A 19,136-nucleotide genomic window follows, 5' to 3' on the forward strand; every position below is an offset into this window, starting at 1 on the left:
GATGAGTTGTTCTGATGAGTAACTCATTATTTATCATGATTGATTTGAGCACAGCTTAATTGGTATAAACTTCACACCTACAATTTACTGCGCCACAACTTATGATAGCAACGACTCCACCGCCACCCTATTACGCCGTAATTTTTACCAATATAAAAAATGAAGACGACGAGGGCTACGCCCAAACCGCGTCGAGAATGGTCGAGCTTGCTATGCTTCAACGCGGATTTTTAGGATTAGAATCAGCGCGTGAAGAAATTGGGATCACGGTTTCTTATTGGCGAGACCTGGAGTCAATCAAAGCATGGAAAGCGAATGCTGAGCACATTGAAGCGCAAAAAAGCGGTAATAATAAATGGTATCAAAGCTATACCACCCGTATCGCTAAAGTGGAAAGAGAATACAGCTTGTAACGGCACAGTAACGATGAGCTTGATACATGCTCAATTTTAAGGCGTGAACCTGACGCAAACAGCGTTAAAAATTGCTTATTTACAGCAACCAAATAACCTCAGCTCCGGGTAATTAATACCTTGCCTACATGGAGTTCACTTAATTGAGCGAATTAGTAATATAAGCCATCATCGAGATCAAAAAAAGGCTCCATAAGGAGCCTTTTTAAAACGATGGTATTAACTTACCAACCCGCTTTCTCTTTTAGTGCAGAACCGATTTCTGCAAGAGAGCGAACGGTCTTAACACCCGCAGCTTCAAGTGCTGCGAATTTCTCGTCAGCTGTGCCTTTACCACCTGCGATAATTGCACCAGCGTGACCCATACGCTTACCTGGAGGCGCTGTAACACCAGCAATGTAAGAAACTACTGGCTTAGTTACGTTGTGCTTGATGTACTCAGCCGCTTCTTCTTCAGCTGTACCGCCGATCTCACCGATCATTACGATAGCTTCAGTTTGCGGATCGTTTTGGAACATCTCAAGTACGTCGATGAAGTTAGTACCTGGAATTGGGTCACCACCGATACCAACACAAGTAGATTGACCGAAGCCAGCGTCAGTAGTTTGCTTAACTGCTTCATAAGTCAAAGTACCAGAACGTGACACGATACCTACTTTACCAGGCATGTGGATGTGACCAGGCATGATACCAATCTTAGTTTCACCCGGAGTGATAACACCTGGGCAGTTAGGACCAATCATGCGAACGCCAGTTTCTTCTAGCTTCACTTTAACATCAACCATATCTAGCGTAGGGATGCCTTCAGTGATACATACGATTAGCTCGATACCTGCGTCAATCGCTTCAAGGATAGCGTCTTTACAAAAAGCAGCTGGTACGTAGATAACAGATGCAGTTGCACCAGTTGACTCTACCGCCTCACGTACTGTGTTAAATACAGGTAGACCTAGGTGAGTTGTACCGCCTTTACCAGGAGAAACACCACCAACCATTTGCGTACCGTATTGGATAGCTTGCTCAGAGTGGAAAGTACCCTGACCACCAGTGAAACCTTGACAGATTACTTTAGTATCTTTGTTAATTAGTACAGACATTATTTGCCCTCCGCAGCAGCAACTACTTTCTCAGCAGCGTCAGTTAATGACTCAGCTGCAATGATGTCAAGGCCTGAGTTAGCTAGTACTTCACGACCAGCTTCAGCGTTAGTACCTTCTAGACGTACAACTACTGGTACGTTTACGCCAACTTCTTTAACCGCACCAATGATACCTTCAGCGATCATGTCACAACGTACGATACCACCGAAGATGTTTACTAGTACTGCTTTAACATTGTCATCAGAAAGGATGATCTTAAACGCTTCAGATACACGCTCTTTAGTTGCGCCGCCACCAACATCTAGGAAGTTAGCTGGCTTACCGCCGTGTAGGTTTACGATGTCCATAGTACCCATTGCAAGGCCTGCACCGTTAACCATACAACCAACGTTACCGTCTAGTGCAACGTAGTTAAGCTCAAAGCTTGCTGCGTGTGCTTCACGTGCGTCTTCTTGTGAAGGATCGTGGAACTCACGGATTTTAGGCTGGCGGAATAACGCGTTACCGTCAACACCAATTTTGCCGTCTAGGCAGTGTAGGTTACCAGCGTCTGTGATTACTAGAGGGTTGATCTCTAGAAGTGCAAAGTCGTGGTTGATAAACATTTGCGCTAGACCCATAAAGATCTTAGTGAACTGCTTAACTTGAGTTGGGTTCAAACCTAGTTTGAACGCTAGCTCACGACCTTGATAAGCTTGAGGACCTACAAGTGGGTCAATCTCAGCTTTATGAATTAGTTCAGGCGTTTCTTCTGCAACTTGTTCAATTTCTACACCACCTTCAGTTGATGCCATGAACACGATCTTACGTGAACCACGGTCAACAACAGCACCTAGGTATAGTTCATTTGCAATATCAGTGCAGCTTTCTACTAAGATTTTAGCAACTGGCTGACCTTTCTCGTCTGTTTGGTAAGTAACTAGGTTTTTACCTAACCAGTTTTCAGCGAATGCGCGGATTTCGTCTTTGCTGTCTGCAAGTTTAACACCGCCAGCTTTACCACGGCCGCCTGCGTGTACTTGACACTTAACAACCCACTTGTCTCCACCGATTTTACCAGCAGCTTCTACTGCTTCTTGAGGTGTATCACAAGCAAAGCCTTCTGATACAGGTAAACCATATTCGGCAAAAAGTTGTTTTGCCTGATACTCATGCAAATTCATGATGCTTTATCCAATTTTTTATACTAAAAAAGCTGAATATTTATGCAAATAGTCAGCTATCCCAAATTGCGCACATAGTATAGATCCCAAGGCTTCTGATGAAAACCCCACTTAGACCAAAGGCGCAAAAAAAAAGCTGTATGCGAGCATACAGCTTATTCTTTAAACAAATATTATACGTCTAGCAGTAGACGTGTTGGATCTTCAAGCAACTCTTTAATTGTCACTAGGAAGCCAACTGACTCTTTACCATCGATTTGACGGTGGTCATAAGAAAGCGCTAGGTACATCATCGGTAAGATTTCAACCTTACCATTTACTGCCATAGGACGCTCTTGGATTTTGTGCATACCCAAGATTGAAGACTGTGGTAAGTTGATGATAGGTGTAGAAAGTAGTGAACCAAACACACCACCGTTGGTGATTGTGAAGTTACCGCCAGTCATATCATCAACTGTTAGTTTACCGTCACGACCTTTGATAGCCAGTTCGCGAATGTTCTTTTCGATTTCAGCAACTGATAGCTTATCGCAGTCACGTAGCACCGGTGTAACCAGACCACGAGGCGTAGATACCGCGATACTGATATCGAAGTAGTTGTGGTAAACGATATCATCACCGTCGATAGATGCGTTCACTTCAGGGAAACGTTTAAGTGCTTCAGTTACCGCTTTCACGTAGAAAGACATGAAACCTAAACGGATACCGTGACGCTTCTCAAACACTTCTTGGTATTGTTTACGAAGATCCATGATTGGCTTCATGTTTACTTCGTTAAACGTTGTCAACATTGCTGTTGAGTTTTTCGCTTCTAGTAGACGGTTAGCAATTGTCTTACGAAGACGTGTCATCGGTACACGTTTTTGTGTACGCTCGCCAACAGGGGCAGCAGGTGCTGATGCAGCTGGCTTAGACTCTGCTTTTGCTGGCGCTTTAAGGAAGGCGTCAACGTCTTCTTTTGTGATACGACCGCCTTTGCCAGAACCTTTGATCTTAGAAGCATCAAGGCCTTTTTCTGCGATAAGGCGACGAACAGATGGTGTTAGTACATCTGAGTTTTCGTCAGAAGATGCTGCTGGTGCTTCTTCTTTTTTCTCGCTAGATGCTGCCGCTGGTGCGCCACCGGCTACAATTTTACCGATCACTTGTTCAGCAAGTACGGTATCGCCTTCAGCGTGAATATGTTCACCCATCACACCGTCTTCAGGTGCAACAACTTCAAGAACCACTTTATCTGTTTCAATATCAACTAAGTTCTGGTCGCGGCTAACCGCTTCACCTGGTTGAACGTGCCAAGTTGCGATAGTAGCATCTGCTACTGACTCAGGAAGTACAGGTACTTTAATGTCCACTTCTTTACCTTCTGATGCTGGCGCCGACTGAGGCGCTGCTGTTTTTTCATTTGATTGTGCAGGCGCTGCTGCTTCATCAGCAGCACCTAATTGTGCAATAACCTGTTCGCCAAGAACGGTTGCGCCTTCTTCTTCTGAAATTGCAACGATAACACCATCTTCAGGTGCTACGACTTCTAAAACGACTTTATCTGTTTCGATGTCAACTAAGTTTTGATCACGAGTCACTTTATCGCCAACGCTTACATGCCATGTAGCAACCGTTGCATCAGCAACAGACTCAGGAAGAACAGGAACCTTAATTTCGGTTGTCATCTCTTATTCCTTATTTCTTGATTGTTAAAGCGTCAGCAATTAACGCGTTTTGTTCTTTAGTATGTGTAGACATGTATCCACATGCTGGAGCAGCTGAGGCCTTGCGACCTGCGTAAGTTAAATTAGCGCCAGATGGAATAGCTTCCCAGAAATGATGCTGTGAACAATACCACGCACCTTGGTTTTGTGGCTCTTCTTGACACCAAACAAAATCTTTCACGTGCTGGTAGCGAGCCATGATCTCGTCCATTTCTTTGTGAGGGAACGGATATAGCTGTTCAACACGAACAATAGCAACGTTGTTCAACTCTTGCTTACGACGTTCTTGTAAAAGTTCGTAGTACACTTTACCGCTACAGAATACGACACGCTCAACATTTTCTGGATTGATATCATCAATCTCGTCGATCATGTTGTTGAACACGCCTTCTGAAAGCTCTTCTAACGTAGACACAGCTAACGGATGGCGTAGTAGTGATTTAGGTGTCATCACAATCAAAGGACGACGCAATGGACGTACCGATTGACGGCGCAACATTGCATAAACTTGTGCTGGTGTTGACGGCACACATACTTGCATATTGTGGTCAGCACATAGCTGTAAATAACGCTCTAGACGTGATGAACTGTGCTCTGGGCCTTGACCTTCATAACCATGAGGTAGAAGTAGTGTTAGACCGCATAAACGTCCCCACTTTTGCTCACCTGAGCTTAAGAACTGGTCGAATACAACTTGAGCGCCATTTGCAAAGTCACCGAACTGTGCTTCCCACAGTACCAATGACGTAGGTTCTGCTGTGGCATAACCATATTCAAATGCAAGTACCGCTTCTTCAGAAAGCACCGAGTCATAAACCTCAAATACGCCCTGACCTTCACGTACGTTTTGTAGCGGAAGATAAGTAGCGGCATCTTGTTGGTTATGCACGACAGCATGACGGTGGAAAAATGTACCACGACCAGAGTCTTGACCCGTTAAACGAACATCAGTACCTTCGTCAACTAACGTTGCATAAGCTAACGTCTCTGCCATACCCCAATCTAATAGCTTTTCGCCCTTCGCCATTAATTTACGATCGTCGTATATCTTTTTCACACGCGATTGTGCTTTATGCGTTTCTGGGTAATTGGCAATCTTTTCGCCGAGCGCTTTGAGTTTTTCTAACTCAACTTTTGGCTCATATGGCGCGTCCCAGTCATGACCGACATATTTAGACCAATCCGAAGAATGCTTAGTTTCTTTTTGAATTTCTTCTACTACACACACGCCTTTATCTAAGCCGTTACGGTAGTCTTCAGAAATTTGTTTTGCATCTTCTTCAGAGAACACACCTTCACGTACAAGCTGCTCAGCATATAGCTGGCGAGGTACTGGGTGCTTTTTGATCTTTTGATACATCAGCGGCTGTGTTGCATTTGGCTCGTCCGCTTCATTGTGACCGTGACGACGGTAACATACTAAGTCAATCACTACGTCACGCTTGAACTTGTTACGGAAATCAAGTGCCACTTGTGTAACGAATGCAACCGCTTCTGGGTCGTCAGCGTTAACATGGAAGATAGGTGCTTGAACCATCTTCGCAATGTCAGTACAGTATTCTGTTGAACGTGTATCTTCACGCTTTGACGTCGTGAAGCCAACTTGGTTGTTCACAACAATACGAATTGAACCACCAACACCGTATGCACGCGTTTGCGACAAGTTGAAAGTTTCTTGAACAACACCTTGTCCAGCGATCGCTGAATCACCATGGATCGTAATAGGTAAAGCCTTTGATCCGCTTTGGCAATTTAATCGGTCAAGACGAGCTCGTACAGACCCCATAACAACAGGGTTCACAATCTCAAGGTGAGATGGGTTAAACGCCAATGCCATGTGGACATTGCCGCCTTTTGTACCAAAGTCTGACGAGAAGCCCATGTGGTATTTAACATCACCAGAACCTGCATGTTCACCGTATTTACCAGCAAACTCATCAAATAGTTCTTGTGGGTTTTTACCCAATACGTTAACCAATACGTTAAGACGACCACGGTGTGCCATACCAATAACAGCTTCTTGCTGACCGCTCTCACCTGCTCGGTGAATTAATTCTTTCAGCATAGGTACTAAAGAATCACCACCTTCTAACGAGAAACGTTTTGCACCTGGAAATTTTGCCCCTAAGTATTTCTCTAAACCATCAGCGGCAGTAAGGCCTTTGTAGATTCTTAATTTGGTTTCTTTGTCGAATTGTGGCTTAGCGAAGGTCGATTCTAAACGCTGCTGTAACCAACGTTTTTCTTCGGTAGACGTGATGTGCATGTACTCTGCACCGACAGAGCCACAGTATGTCGCTTTTAGTGCAGCGTACAAGTCTTTTAGCTTCATCGTCTCTTTGCCACATGCAAAAGAGCCGACGTTAAATTCTTTTTCTAGATCTGCGTCAGTTAAATCATGAAAAGCGGGGTCTAAATCGCGAACGCGTTCTCGCTCCCAAATCCCAAGTGGATCTAGGTTCGCGTTTTGGTGACCCCTAAAACGAAATGCATTTATTAACTGCAGAACTTTAACTTGCTTGGCGTCAGCAGAACCCTCTGTTGATACCACGACTTCTCTGTGTTTGTTTTTTGCAAGTTCCGCAAATTGCGCTCTTACTTCGGAATGTTTTGTATCAACATCCACACCATCAACTTTAGGTAGTTGATCAAACACCTCTCGCCATTCTTCTGGCACTGAAGCTGCATCATCTAGATACGCCTCATATAGATCTTCTACGTACGCAACGTTGCCGCCGTACAAATGCGAAGATTCTAGCCATGCCTTCATCACACCTTCGTGCATCTATTAGCCCTTTTATCTAGCGCAGAAACTCAAACGAAAACAAGATGGCAAGCGATTGCTTGCCATCTTAGCTAGTAGTATGTGTTATACCGAGCGGTTTAACAACATTGATTTAATTTGTCCAATTGCCTTAGTTGGATTAAGACCTTTAGGACATACGCTAACACAGTTCATAATACTGTGACAGCGGAATACGCTGAACGCGTCATCAAGATCTGCAAGGCGCTCTTCTGTTGCTGTATCACGGCTATCAGCCAAGAAACGATAAGCATGTAAAAGACCCGCAGGACCGATGAACTTGTCTGGGTTCCACCAGAAAGAAGGACAAGACGTTGAACAACATGCACAAAGAATACATTCATACAAGCCATCTAGTTTTTCGCGGTCTTCAATAGACTGAAGACGCTCTTCACCACCAGTTGGCTTGTCGTTGATCAAGAAAGGCTTAACCTTCTCGTATTGCGTATAGAACTGACTCATATCAATTACTAGGTCACGAATTACTGGTAACCCCGGTAATGGACGAATAACGATCTTACCCTTACCGCCTTTCTGCACTGCAGAAATTGGGGTAATACAGGCGAGGCCGTTCTTACCGTTCATGTTTACACCGTCAGAGCCACAAACGCCCTCACGACATGAACGACGGAAAGATAAAGTTGGATCTTGCTCTTTTAACTGCATCAGAGCATCCAACACCATCATGTCACGACCTTCCTCTACTTCTAGAGTGTAGTCTTGCATACGTGGTGCTGAATCTTCATCAGGGTTATAACGATAAACTGATAATTCTAAAGTAGCCATCGCTGAACTCCTAGTATGTACGTGCTTTTGGTGGGAACGCTTCACGAGTCGTAGGCGCAAAGTTAACCTTACGCTTAGTCATCGAATCAGATTCCGGATGATGAACTGAGTGGCACAACCAATTTTCATCATCACGCTCTGGGAAGTCAAAGCGAGAGTGAGCACCACGACTTTCAGTACGGAAATTAGCAGCTACTGCTGTTGAGTATGCTGTTTCCATCAAGTTATCAAGCTCTAAGCATTCGATACGCTGCGTGTTGAACTCTGATGACTTATCATCAAGGCGTGCAAACTTAAGACGCTCGCGGATTTCTTTAAGCTCTTTAAGTCCTTCTGCCATTGCGTCGCCTTCTCTGAATACTGAGAAGTTAAGCTGCATACACTCTTGCAAGTCTTTCTTAATTTGTACTGGGTCTTCACCTTTACCGACCTCAGACGACTCCCAGCGATTGAAACGTGCAAACGCATTATCAACGTCATCTTTAGACGCATCACCTGTAGACTCAAAGTCATTCAAGTAAGTACCTAAGAAATTACCAGCTGCGCGACCAAATACAACAAGGTCAAGTAGTGAGTTACCACCTAGGCGGTTTGCACCATGTACAGATACACATGCAATTTCACCTACTGCGAATAAACCTTCTACAATACGCTCATCGCCATTTTCACTTACGCTAAGCACCTGACCATTAACGTTTGTCGGTACACCACCCATCATATAGTGACAAGTTGGGATAACCGGAATAGGTTCTTTCGCTGGATCAACGTGTGCAAATGTCTTAGATAAGTCACAGACACCAGGAAGACGAAGGTTAAGCATTTCCTCACCTAGGTGATCAAGCTTAAGCTTAATGTGCGTACCCCATGGGCCTTCACAGCCACGGCCTTCACGAATTTCAGTCATCATTGCACGTGCAACAACGTCACGACCAGCAAGGTCTTTGGCGTTAGGCGCGTAACGCTCCATGAAGCGCTCACCGTCTTTATTCAGAAGGTAACCACCTTCACCACGACAACCTTCAGTCACTAGTGTACCAGCGCCAGCAATACCGGTCGGGTGGAACTGCCACATTTCCATGTCTTGCATTGAAATGCCAGCACGAACAGCCATACCTACGCCGTCGCCCGTGTTGATGTGTGCGTTAGTAGTCGATGCGTAGATACGACCTGCACCGCCCGTTGCCAACACAACCGCTTTAGACTTGAAATAAACGACTTCGCCGCTCTCAATGTCAATTGCGGTAACACCGACTACGTCGCCTTTATCATTTTTAACTAAATCAAGCGCGTACCACTCTGAGAACACGTTGGTTTTGTTTTTAACGTTTTGCTGATATAAGCAATGTAGCAGTGCGTGACCAGTACGGTCGGCCGCAGCCGCTGTACGTGCAGCCTGTTCACCACCGAAATTCTTAGACTGACCACCGAAAGGACGCTGATATACGCGACCATTTTCAAAACGAGAGAAAGGTAAACCCATATTCTCTAACTCAGTGATAGCTTCAGGACCCGTTTTAGTCATGTATTCGATGGCATCTTGGTCACCAATGTAGTCTGACCCTTTCACCGTATCGTACATGTGCCATTCCCAATTGTCCTCATGCGAGTTACCTAGCGCAACAGTGATACCACCTTGTGCAGACACTGTGTGAGAACGAGTTGGGAAAACTTTTGAAATAAGAGCACAAGTTTTACCTGATTCTGAAATAGCGAGTGCCGCGCGCATACCCGCGCCACCAGCACCAACTACAACTGCGTCAAATTCGCGTACGTTATATTTCACTTAAACACCCCACAGAACAAACAGGCCAATAGCTACGTAAGCTAGCGCCATAAGGTTTAATACAAAGCTAAGGATAGAGCGGGTTGTTGAGTTCTTAACATAGTCAGTTAGAACCTGCCATAAACCAATACGTGTATGTACCATCATACATACTAGCGTGATCATGGTTGCTGCTTTCACAGCCAAGTTTGAGAACAACCCTGACCATGCTTCATAAGTAAGTTCAGGTGTGATTAACAGATAGCCTACGATGAATACCGCATAAGCTAGGATAATTAACGCAGTCGCGCGCAATGATACGTAGTCTTGTACGCCATCACGCTTCAATGTCGCTTGATTTAAGACCATATCCATACTCCAGCTAAAATTGCTACGATAACCCAAAGTGCTAATGCAATCTTCGCGCTATTGTTGCCTGATTCTAATTCTTCCCAATGTCCCATATCCTGAATCATGTGACGGATACCACCGATAATGTGGTAAGACAATACAGTTAGGGTGCCCCATGCGATGAATTTCGCAATAAAGCCAGACATCAGTTCTTTTACAAACTCGAAGCCTTCAGGAGAAGAAAGAGATTCAGACCAAGCCCAAATCACAAAGGTTAAAGCGAAGAAAAACGCAACACCGGTTACACGATGAAGGATCGACGCTTTAGCCGTTGGTGGCATAGATATAGTCGTAAGATCTAGATTTACAGGTCTTTGCTTTTTCACAGTTACTTGCCCATCTTTGCCCACAAAGGAGCTCATCTACTTGTTTTTATGAAACCCACCTACATATTGCAAATGTAGATGGCACACTCTAGATAAACCAATTAGGACACCAAAAAGTTCACTGGAGTGTAAAAAATTGATGTAAAAATAGGTTTACCCACAGACGATACGGTATAAAACCGTTGACAGTATATAAGGCTACGCGGCCTTTTACAATTCTTGTTTAGATAGAGACGCTTGCGAATTAGCGAATGGTCTAATATTTAATCGCTATAGAATATTTATTATACATTTATGCATAAATCACATAAAAATTGACTTTTAGCCTAGGTTATAAGTTAGAATGATCTGAATTTGCTTAACATTAGTATCACAACATAACAATCAGAATATTGTTATTAAATAGGAGACAAATAGATGGCAGATAAAAAAGCCACAGTCCATATTGATGGTCACGATCCGATTGAGTTACCAATTTACGAAGGTACAGCTGGTCAAGACGTAGTTGACGTTCGTTCATTAGGCGCTCACGGGCTATTTACGTATGACCCAGGATTTATGTCGACTGCCTCTTGTGACTCGTCTATCACTTACATTGACGGTGCCAAAGGAGTACTGCTTCACCGCGGCTACCCTATTGAGCAACTTGCTGAAAATTCTAACTATATTGAACTTTGCTACTTACTACTTAACGGTGAGTTACCAAGCGAAGCACAACTAGCAGAGTTCTCAGATGAGATCACTCGCAACACCATGATGCACGAGAAAATTGCTGCGTTTTTCCAAGGCTTCCGTGTAGACGCTCACCCAATGGCTATGCTGTGTGGTGTTGTTGGTGCATTATCATCGTTTTATCATTCAGACCTTGATATTTCTGATGAAGATCAACGCATGCGTTGTGCGGTTAAGTTGGTTGCAAAACTGCCAACTATCGCTGCAATGGCATACAAATACAACGTTGGCCAGCCGTTCGTGTATCCGCGCAACGACTTAAGCTACGCTGAAAACTTCCTGCACATGATGTTCTCTGTGCCAGCGGAAGATTACAACGTAAGCCCGGTACTTGCTAAAGCAATGGACCGTATTTTCATGCTTCACGCGGATCATGAACAAAACGCGTCAACGTCGACAGTACGTTTAGCAGGTTCTTCAGGTGCAAACCCATACGCATGTATTGCAGCTGGTATTGCATCACTTTGGGGCCCTGCACACGGCGGCGCAAACGAAGCTTGCTTAACGATGCTTGAAGAAATCGGCTCTGTTGACCGTATTGACGAGTATGTTGCCAAAGCAAAAGACAAGAACGATCCGTTCCGTCTAATGGGCTTTGGTCACCGCGTTTATAAAAACTTTGACCCACGTGCAACAGTAATGCGTCAAACGTGTCATGAAGTGCTTAAAGAACTTAACATTCAAGATCCATTGCTTGACGTGGCAATGAAACTTGAACAAATTGCATTGGAAGACCCGTACTTCATCGAGAAGAAACTATACCCTAACGTAGACTTCTACTCAGGTATCATTCTTAAGGCAATTGGTATTCCAACAAGTATGTTCACTGTTATCTTCGCGATGTCTCGTACTGTCGGTTGGATTTCACATTGGAACGAAATGCTTTCTCAGCCAGGTCATAAGATTGGTCGTCCACGTCAGCTTTACAAAGGCTACACAGCACGCGACTATAAATCACAAAGCGACAGATAATACTGACGTTTTATTGCAAAAGGCCGCTTAACGCGGCCTTTTTTGTTTAACTATGAACAGTTATTAGCTAAAATCCCGCTGCCAAATTAACTCAGGTACGTTATGACTGATATACATTCTCTGCGCGACGACTTCCCTATTTTAGGCAAATCACTAAATGGGCAGCCGCTTTGCTACCTCGACTCAGCTGCAACTGCACAAAAACCGAACAAAGTTGTTGATGTCATCAAAACTTTTTATCAAGCTGAGAATTCAAATGTACACAGAGGTTTACATACACTGAGTGAAAACGCGACAAATCGATATGAAGCCGCACGTGAAACTATCGCCAAATTTTTAAATGTTTCTGCAAAAGAAATTGTCTGGACCAGTGGTGCCACAGAATCACTAAACTTTTTGGCTCATGGCCTCAGCCAAGCATTAAATGAAAACAGTAAAATAGCGATCAGCCCATTTGAGCATCATGCTAACATCGTGCCTTGGCAAGAAGCATGTAAGCGTACCGGCGCACAGTTGTTAGTGTTGCCAATGCTTGAAAATGGTGTGCTTGATGAAGCGGGTGCTATTTCGCTATTGCAAACACATAAACCAGATATCTTATCGATAGGACATGCTTCTAATGCGCTTGGTAATATACACCCCATCGAATCTCTTATAAAAGCTTGTAAAACGCTTGGTACGAAGACAGTCATAGATGGCGCACAGTCTTTTATGCACTTACGGCCTGATTTGGTAGCATTGGATTGCGACTTTTATGTTTTTTCTGCTCACAAGGCGTTGGGGCCTACAGGTGTTGGAGGATTATATGGTCGATATAATTTGCTCAATACCCTGCCCGTATATAAAACGGGAGGAGAAATGATCCAAGAGGTAACGTTTGCACACTCCACTTACCGTGATGCTCCTGGTAAATTTGAACCTGGCACGCCTAATATCTCTGGCGTCATAGGATTGGCCGCTGCGGTTGATTACTTGAACAACATTAGCCCGTCGGCACTTCAGCGCTACGAACGAGCCCTCTATCAGTCCCTTTTACAACAGTTAAACCAAATTAAAGGCGTAACCGTGTATGGTGACACGCAGAACAACGTGGGAATTGTCAGTTTTAATTACAAAAATGAGCATCACTATGACCTTGCTACACTACTCAACACCTATGGTGTCGCCGTCAGAAGCGGACATCATTGTGCTCAACCGTTGATGAACATGCTTAATGTCAATGGAACAGTGCGAGCAAGTTTAGCATTTTACAATAACGAAGCTGATGTCGAGCATTTTATTAATGCCTTAAAAGCCACAATTGAATTACTAGATTAAACGATGAATATTGAAAATATCACAAAAAAGTTATCAGAAAGTCATGGCTGGCAAGCCAAGTACCGAGAAATAATGCTTTTTGGTAAACAACTTCCTGAACTTCCAGAGGCACTAAAAGTTGGATCTGCATTAGTATCGGGCTGTGACAGTAAAGTGTGGTTATACGTCGACTTAGACGAAAGTGCACAACAGCTTGTGCTTATTGCAGATTCAGATACGCGGATCGTGAAAGGATTACTTGCAATTATCATCGCAGCATATGCAGGGAAAACACCGGAACAGGCAAGCCAATTTAGTGCTTATACGCTTTTTGAGTCCTTAGGATTAATCAGCCATTTAAGCCCTTCAAGAGGCAATGGTATACGGGCGATTGTCGACCAGATCCAGATGCAAGCGAATAGGTTAGCGTAATACTAACCTGAGCTGCGGACAGTTAACAACATAAGCGTTCAAGGTGCTCATATGAGCACACTTACTTGCTACTTCTGCTTTGCTTATCTAAATACTTTCGTATCGCTTTAGAGGCCGCAAAGAAACCGAAACTCCCCGTTACCATCGTGGCTGAGCCAAACCCTGTGGCACAGTCCATATTTTTTCCACCTTCAGCTTGCTGCTTGGCTTTACATACGGTGCCATCGCTACTTGGATAAACCAGCTGCTCAGTTGAATAGACACAATCTACGCCAAACTTGCGTTTTGGATTATCGCTAAAGTTATATTGCTTTCTGAGAATATAACGAACTTTTGCTAGTAATGGGTCATGCGTAGTCTTTGCAACGTCTGAGTATTGGATCTGACTTGGATCGGTCTGTCCACCTGCACCACCTGTGGTGATCACGGGTATTTTATTGCGTTTACAATGGGCGATTAACGCCGCCTTTTCTTTAACAGCATCAATACAGTCAATAACATAATCAAAATCTTGGATGTAGCTTCTAATATTATCTAACATCAGGAAGTCATCAATAAGGATGACCTCGCAAGCTGGATTAATCGCAATACAACGATCCCGCATCGCCTCAATTTTCTGCATCCCGATACTTTCACTATGAGCATGCAGCTGGCGATTAACATTAGTGATACAAATATCATCCATATCAATAAGCGTTATCTTGCCTACCCCAGTTCGAACTAGCGCTTCAACAGCCCAACTGCCAACACCACCAATACCAATAACACAAAAGTGTGCCTTGCTTAATGCTTCTAACTCTGCGTTACCGTATAGACGAGCAATACCGCCAAACCTAAGTTCTGTATTTGAATCAGTCATGTTACCACTCTAATTGACTTGGCTTTTGCCAAATTGCAAATATTTCATGTGTTAAAAGGTGAGTAAATGCGCCTTCTTCTGGAGGACAAGCTTGGTAGCTCACCAACTTATCATGCCACTCAAACTCCAAACAAAAGGCGTGTAAATATGTTCTGTCCGCAGGTTCCCCACCATACGCAAGATCGCCTAGGATCGGTGCACCAATACTTTTCAGTGCAACGCGGATCTGATGCGTTTTACCTGAAAATGGTTTAATAATACATCCACGCAAATTAACGCCAACGGAGTGAGAATAAAAGCGAGTTATAGCTGGGTTTAGCTTGGTTTTCATTAGCTTAAATGTACCACGCCGAGACTTGGCCATATCACCCTTTATCCAACCTTGCTTTTTTTTGGGTTTGGCTTTAATCATTGCAAGATAATATTTATCTATTTTCCGCGACGTGAACATCTCTGTAAACTGCTTTGCCGCTTGGCTCGATTTAGCCAGTAAAATAAGGCCTGATGTTACCTTATCTAAGCGGTGGACTGGAAATAGTTGATAGCCTAGTTGCGTATTTAGTAACGATACAAAGCCAGGGCCTTCTTCACTGTGGAAGTTAACCCCACACGGCTTATAGGCTACGATATAATCCGCCTCATCAGCAATCAGCTTAAGCTTATCCATTTAGTATCTCTTGGACACGCTGCAAATCTTCAGGCGTATCAACGCCGCTGTGCACAGGCTTTATCGCCTTAGCTACTTTGATTTTATAGCCATGATATAACACACGTAGCTGTTCTAGCGATTCTTGTAACTCTAGTGGTGAAACACTGAGCGACAAATAGGTTTTAATAAAGCCCGCGCGGTAGGCATATATCCCTACATGGCGATTAAAATGATTTACAGGGACATTATTTTTGTCGAGCTTTAACATGCTATCACGCTGAAATGGAATGGACGCGCGTGAAAAATATAGCGCGTTTTCATGAATATCAGACACCACTTTTACTGCATTTGGATTCAGCACTTCTTCTACATCATCAATATCAACACACAATGTCGCCATTGGTGCATCGGAATGATGTAATAAAGTAGCTACTTGCGCGATATTTTCAGGCTCTAGCAGCGGTTCGTCCCCTTGAACATTCACCACTAAAGTTTGCTCATCAAGTTCAAGCAGCTCTACAACTTCAGCTAATCGCTCAGTCCCAGATTGATGATCATCTTTAGTCATAAGTACGTTATCAGTAAATCCTTTTGCTGCATCAAACACCGCGCTGTGATCAGTTGCAATATAAACTGCTGTAGCACCGGATTGACACGCTTGCTCATACACGTGCTGGATCATGGGTTTGCCTGCTATATCAGCTAGGGGTTTACCTGGTAATCGACTAGACGCATATCGAGCAGGAATAATGACTATGAATTCCACTGTTCAACCTCATCACTGCTTAGCTCTCGCGCTTCATTTTCTAGCAACACCGGAATATCTTCTTTTATTGGATAAGCAAGTTTAGCCGCGGTGCTAATGAGCTCTTGGTTTTCTTTGTCATATCTTAATTTACCTTTACACACAGGACAGGCAATTATTTCTAGTAATTTGGTATCAAAGGCCATGATGGATCCCTTTATCTTTAAGTAATTCGAGTATTGCTTTTTCAAGCGCTTGTGTTGGTTTGGCATCCACTCTCAAGTAATACCAATTATCTTTTGCAAAGGTGCGACACTTTACCGCATCTTTCTCTGTCATAAAAATAGAATCACCACTAAACGGTGAAAAGTCCGACGGTTGATAAGGGTGATGATCAGCAAAATGTAGACAATGAGTTAGATCAATGCCCTTCTCTCGTAGTGTATGCTCAAACCTTTTTGGATTGCCGATAGCACATACAGATACACCTTCAGTGTGTACTTCATTTGCCAGCGAATTGTCTGTGACATGGAAAAACCCGGTACCCTCTAAAGCATATGAAAATGCTTCTGAGCCACCGTTATAAACTGTTAAGTCGACGGTTTTCGTTCTACTAGGTAGCTCCCTAAGTGGACCTGCTGGGATCCAATAACCGTTACCAAATTTACGTTCGGCATCTACAATACAAAACTCTATATCTCGCGCCAGTTTGTAGTGTTGTAATCCGTCATCACTGACAATAATATCAATATTATGGTGTTGTAGTAATGATTCAATACTCTTTTGTCGGTCAGCGCCTATCATCACTGGACAAGCTAATCTTTGAGCAAGCAAACAAGGCTCATCACCGCCTTGCTCTGTTGGCGTGTCTTTGGTCACCAAAAATGGCGTAGTCGGAGGATTTGCACCATACCCTCTGCTGATTATCCCCACTTTCAAACCAAGCCGCTCAAGAAAAGGAACCAACCAAAGTACAAACGGTGTTTTACCATTTCCTCCGACACTAATATTACCCACAATAATAACTGGCACTGACGCTTTGTATTGTTTAGTTACACCAAGTGTATAAAGCTTTTTTCGCACAACACTTATTAGGCCAAACAATAATGCCAGCGGCAGTAGTAATAAAGTCAGTAGCCCAGGCTTTTTATACCAGCTTTGTTCGATTCTTGACGCCATTTATTGTTCACCAAATTGCATCTTACAAAGTGCGTGATACATCCCCTGCTGGGCAACGAGCTGTTGGTGTTCTCCTTGCTCAATAACTTTACCTTTATCTAATACGTATATTTGGTCGCAATGCTCGATTGTCGACAGGCGATGGGCAATAACAATACTGGTCTTGTCGTGCATTAACTCTTCTAGGGCTTGCTGAATTAAGCGCTCTGATTCGGTGTCTAATGCTGATGTAGCTTCATCCAATATTAAAATCGGCGCGTCTTTTACAATTGCACGAGCAATTGCAATACGTTGACGCTGACCACCTGAAAGCATCACTCCGTTTTCTCCAACTAGAGTGTTCAAGCCTTCTGGTAAATCCTTAACAAACTCCCAAACATGGGCTTGCTTTGCCACACGCTCTAGCGCTTCATCCGATAACGGACGTTCGAGTGAATACATAATATTATTAGCGATAGTATCGTTAAATAGTACCACTTGCTGAGATACAATTGAGAATTGTGCACGTAAATCCGCCAGCTTGTAATCACTGATATCAACCCCATCAAGTTCAATACTCCCAGAGTCAATATCATAATAACGTGGCAATAAATTTGAAATTGTAGATTTGCCAGAACCACTTCGGCCAACAAAAGCAATGCTTTGCCCTGCCTTTATATCTAAGTTTAATGCGGTAATCACTGGATCATTTTTAGACGGATAAGTGAAAGTCAGATTCTGTATTTTAATATCACCGTTTGCACGCACCAAAGGCTGCGTGCCAGTGTCCTTTTCTTGCTCTAAATCAATCACGGCAAAAACACTTTTTGCTGCCGATATACCTCGTTGTAAATCGCTGTTGACATTAGCGAGCTGCTTGAGTGGGCGAAGCATCATCATCATTGAGGTAATGAGCGTTACAAAGGTGCCTGATGAAATCTTATCCACCATAGAAGGCATGGCGATAATAGCAAGAATAACGGCCATGGCACTTGCTGCAATGAGTTGGATAACCGACACACTCAATGCCTTGGTTGCATCCATTTTTACTCGTTGTTGGCGGTTATGATTATTCACTTTGGCAAAGTGCGAAATGGTTTTATCTTGGCCACCAAAACCATGGATCACCTTGTGACCAGACATCATTTGCTCTGAGCTCTTTGTCACTTCGCCCATAGCATCCTGTATATTCTTCGATATTTTTTTAAAACGTTTTGAAACAATGGTGACAATAACAGCAACGATTGGCACAACAACTAGAAAAATTAGCGACAACTGCCAGCTAGCATAAAACATAGTGATCAGCAGAAAAAAGACAAATGCCCCCTCTCTTATCAAGACTTGCAACGCCTTAGTCACGGCCTGCTGCACCTGCTCCGTATCAAAAGTGATCTTAGAAATCAGCTCACCATTAGAATGTTGATCATGAAAAGATACCGGTAAGTACAACATATGTTCAAACAATTGCTGTCGCAAGCTGCGTACGACTTGTGAACCAACATAAGACAAGCAATAAGAAGCCATATAATTAAATATGCCACGGCCTACCACCAGAGCAATCACAACAAACGGGGCGAGTTTAAGTACTTCTCGGTTTCCAGCAGTCAACCCCTCGTCTATAAATGGATCCATCAGTGCAACGAATGAGGCATCCATGGCTGCATACCCTATCATTCCAATGACAGAAAATATGGCTGCAAGTTTAAAGTCTTTTACGTAACTAAATAATCTAGTGTAGATTTGCTTATCGGTTGGTTGCATTGCCAGCCTCAATTTTTCTATATGGCATTATTGTAACTTTCAAATCACTAAAACTGAATGGA

Annotated in this window: 18 protein-coding genes; 4 read left to right on the plus strand and 14 right to left on the minus strand. The window is 43.5% G+C overall.

Annotated elements, in window-relative coordinates; genetic code table 11:
• The first annotated feature begins 101 nt into the window (after positions 1 to 101).
• A complete protein-coding gene (locus HUZ36_RS01060) occupies positions 102 to 413 on the plus strand; it encodes an antibiotic biosynthesis monooxygenase family protein (protein ID WP_125252750.1) in 312 nt (103 codons plus the stop codon).
• A gap of 224 nt (positions 414 to 637) precedes the next feature.
• Here HUZ36_RS01060 and sucD read toward each other — a convergent pair whose 3' ends face one another.
• The 8 genes from sucD to sdhC form a co-directional block, all read right to left on the minus strand.
• A complete protein-coding gene (sucD, locus tag HUZ36_RS01065; protein WP_099641555.1) occupies positions 638 to 1,510 on the minus strand; it encodes a succinate--CoA ligase subunit alpha in 873 nt (290 codons plus the stop codon).
• On the minus strand, positions 1,510 to 2,676 hold the full coding sequence (gene sucC / locus HUZ36_RS01070) for an ADP-forming succinate--CoA ligase subunit beta (RefSeq protein ID WP_010371452.1): 1,167 nt from the start codon (positions 2,674 to 2,676) through the stop codon (positions 1,510 to 1,512). Before sucC ends, sucD begins: the two co-directional genes overlap by 1 nt.
• Before the next feature lie 173 nt (positions 2,677 to 2,849).
• Complete coding sequence (gene odhB, locus HUZ36_RS01075; protein ID WP_128731350.1) at positions 2,850 to 4,343, minus strand: 2-oxoglutarate dehydrogenase complex dihydrolipoyllysine-residue succinyltransferase; 1,494 nt, start codon at positions 4,341 to 4,343, stop codon at positions 2,850 to 2,852.
• Positions 4,344 to 4,353: 10 nt separating this feature from the next.
• Positions 4,354 to 7,167: a 2-oxoglutarate dehydrogenase E1 component gene (gene sucA / locus HUZ36_RS01080; protein ID WP_147389638.1), complete on the minus strand. Its 2,814-nt coding sequence runs from the start codon at positions 7,165 to 7,167 to the stop codon at positions 4,354 to 4,356.
• A gap of 84 nt (positions 7,168 to 7,251) precedes the next feature.
• Entirely contained in the window at positions 7,252 to 7,971 is a 720-nt protein-coding gene (locus HUZ36_RS01085; protein ID WP_125252747.1) for a succinate dehydrogenase iron-sulfur subunit, read from the minus strand.
• Between the two features lie 10 nt (positions 7,972 to 7,981).
• Positions 7,982 to 9,754, minus strand: a complete 1,773-nt coding sequence (gene sdhA / locus HUZ36_RS01090; protein ID WP_125252746.1) for a succinate dehydrogenase flavoprotein subunit — start codon at positions 9,752 to 9,754, stop codon at positions 7,982 to 7,984.
• Positions 9,755 to 10,102: a succinate dehydrogenase, hydrophobic membrane anchor protein gene (gene sdhD, locus HUZ36_RS01095; RefSeq protein WP_128731348.1), complete on the minus strand. Its 348-nt coding sequence runs from the start codon at positions 10,100 to 10,102 to the stop codon at positions 9,755 to 9,757. It lies immediately after the preceding gene.
• Positions 10,093 to 10,470, minus strand: coding sequence for a succinate dehydrogenase, cytochrome b556 subunit (sdhC, locus tag HUZ36_RS01100; protein ID WP_125252744.1), 378 nt, complete (start codon positions 10,468 to 10,470; stop codon positions 10,093 to 10,095). The genes sdhD and sdhC overlap by 10 nt, the downstream gene beginning before the upstream one ends.
• Positions 10,471 to 10,887: 417 nt before the next feature.
• Here sdhC and HUZ36_RS01105 point away from each other — a divergent pair, with 417 nt between their 5' ends.
• The 3 genes from HUZ36_RS01105 to HUZ36_RS01115 all read left to right on the plus strand — a co-directional run bounded on the left by HUZ36_RS01105 (position 10,888) and on the right by HUZ36_RS01115 (position 13,902).
• A complete protein-coding gene (locus HUZ36_RS01105; protein WP_128731347.1) occupies positions 10,888 to 12,174 on the plus strand; it encodes a citrate synthase in 1,287 nt (428 codons plus the stop codon).
• 102 nt (positions 12,175 to 12,276) lie between these two features.
• Positions 12,277 to 13,491: an aminotransferase class V-fold PLP-dependent enzyme gene (locus tag HUZ36_RS01110; RefSeq protein WP_176031785.1), complete on the plus strand. Its 1,215-nt coding sequence runs from the start codon at positions 12,277 to 12,279 to the stop codon at positions 13,489 to 13,491.
• A gap of 3 nt (positions 13,492 to 13,494) precedes the next feature.
• The gene (locus HUZ36_RS01115; protein ID WP_125252741.1) at positions 13,495 to 13,902 is read left to right on the plus strand and encodes a SufE family protein; all 408 of its coding nucleotides are present in this window, start codon (positions 13,495 to 13,497) and stop codon (positions 13,900 to 13,902) included.
• A 61-nt stretch (positions 13,903 to 13,963) separates the two neighbouring features.
• On the opposite strand, the gene tcdA is transcribed toward HUZ36_RS01115, so the two are convergent.
• The 6 genes from tcdA to msbA are packed head-to-tail and all read right to left on the minus strand — an operon-like array spanning position 13,964 to position 19,074.
• Positions 13,964 to 14,761: a tRNA cyclic N6-threonylcarbamoyladenosine(37) synthase TcdA gene (tcdA, locus tag HUZ36_RS01120; protein WP_125252740.1), complete on the minus strand. Its 798-nt coding sequence runs from the start codon at positions 14,759 to 14,761 to the stop codon at positions 13,964 to 13,966.
• A 1-nt stretch (position 14,762) separates the two neighbouring features.
• Positions 14,763 to 15,428: a pseudouridine synthase gene (locus HUZ36_RS01125; RefSeq protein WP_176031786.1), complete on the minus strand. Its 666-nt coding sequence runs from the start codon at positions 15,426 to 15,428 to the stop codon at positions 14,763 to 14,765.
• Positions 15,421 to 16,176, minus strand: coding sequence for a 3-deoxy-manno-octulosonate cytidylyltransferase (kdsB, locus tag HUZ36_RS01130; RefSeq protein ID WP_176031787.1), 756 nt, complete (start codon positions 16,174 to 16,176; stop codon positions 15,421 to 15,423). The genes HUZ36_RS01125 and kdsB overlap by 8 nt, the downstream gene beginning before the upstream one ends.
• On the minus strand, positions 16,164 to 16,361 hold the full coding sequence (locus tag HUZ36_RS01135) for a Trm112 family protein (RefSeq protein WP_125252737.1): 198 nt from the start codon (positions 16,359 to 16,361) through the stop codon (positions 16,164 to 16,166). The genes kdsB and HUZ36_RS01135 overlap by 13 nt, the downstream gene beginning before the upstream one ends.
• Positions 16,351 to 17,334, minus strand: a complete 984-nt coding sequence (gene lpxK, locus HUZ36_RS01140) for a tetraacyldisaccharide 4'-kinase (protein WP_176031788.1) — start codon at positions 17,332 to 17,334, stop codon at positions 16,351 to 16,353. The genes HUZ36_RS01135 and lpxK overlap by 11 nt, the downstream gene beginning before the upstream one ends.
• Positions 17,335 to 19,074, minus strand: a complete 1,740-nt coding sequence (msbA, locus tag HUZ36_RS01145) for a lipid A export permease/ATP-binding protein MsbA (RefSeq protein ID WP_176031789.1) — start codon at positions 19,072 to 19,074, stop codon at positions 17,335 to 17,337. It lies immediately after the preceding gene.
• Positions 19,075 to 19,136: the final 62 nt, after the last annotated feature.

The organism is Pseudoalteromonas sp. McH1-7 (assembly GCF_013366255.1).
In the GTDB taxonomy this organism is placed as follows: Bacteria; Pseudomonadota; Gammaproteobacteria; order Enterobacterales; family Alteromonadaceae; genus Pseudoalteromonas; species Pseudoalteromonas peptidolytica.

Excerpts from the sequence above, each read along its gene's own strand:
- sdhD (WP_128731348.1), bottom strand. The coding sequence starts at position 10,102 with ATGGTCTTAAATCAAGCGACATTGAAGCGTGATGGCGTACAAGACTAC.
- sucD (WP_099641555.1), bottom strand. The coding sequence starts at position 1,510 with ATGTCTGTACTAATTAACAAAGATACTAAAGTAATCTGTCAAGGTTTC.
- msbA (WP_176031789.1), bottom strand. The coding sequence starts at position 19,074 with ATGCAACCAACCGATAAGCAAATCTACACTAGATTATTTAGTTACGTA.
- tcdA (WP_125252740.1), bottom strand. The coding sequence starts at position 14,761 with ATGACTGATTCAAATACAGAACTTAGGTTTGGCGGTATTGCTCGTCTA.
- lpxK (WP_176031788.1), bottom strand. The coding sequence starts at position 17,334 with ATGGCGTCAAGAATCGAACAAAGCTGGTATAAAAAGCCTGGGCTACTG.
- HUZ36_RS01105 (WP_128731347.1), top strand. The coding sequence starts at position 10,888 with ATGGCAGATAAAAAAGCCACAGTCCATATTGATGGTCACGATCCGATT.
- HUZ36_RS01135 (WP_125252737.1), bottom strand. The coding sequence starts at position 16,361 with ATGGCCTTTGATACCAAATTACTAGAAATAATTGCCTGTCCTGTGTGT.
- HUZ36_RS01085 (WP_125252747.1), bottom strand. The coding sequence starts at position 7,971 with ATGGCTACTTTAGAATTATCAGTTTATCGTTATAACCCTGATGAAGAT.
- HUZ36_RS01125 (WP_176031786.1), bottom strand. The coding sequence starts at position 15,428 with ATGGATAAGCTTAAGCTGATTGCTGATGAGGCGGATTATATCGTAGCC.
- sucC (WP_010371452.1), bottom strand. The coding sequence starts at position 2,676 with ATGAATTTGCATGAGTATCAGGCAAAACAACTTTTTGCCGAATATGGT.
- odhB (WP_128731350.1), bottom strand. The coding sequence starts at position 4,343 with ATGACAACCGAAATTAAGGTTCCTGTTCTTCCTGAGTCTGTTGCTGAT.
- HUZ36_RS01060 (WP_125252750.1), top strand. The coding sequence starts at position 102 with ATGATAGCAACGACTCCACCGCCACCCTATTACGCCGTAATTTTTACC.
- sucA (WP_147389638.1), bottom strand. The coding sequence starts at position 7,167 with ATGCACGAAGGTGTGATGAAGGCATGGCTAGAATCTTCGCATTTGTAC.
- HUZ36_RS01110 (WP_176031785.1), top strand. The coding sequence starts at position 12,277 with ATGACTGATATACATTCTCTGCGCGACGACTTCCCTATTTTAGGCAAA.
- HUZ36_RS01115 (WP_125252741.1), top strand. The coding sequence starts at position 13,495 with ATGAATATTGAAAATATCACAAAAAAGTTATCAGAAAGTCATGGCTGG.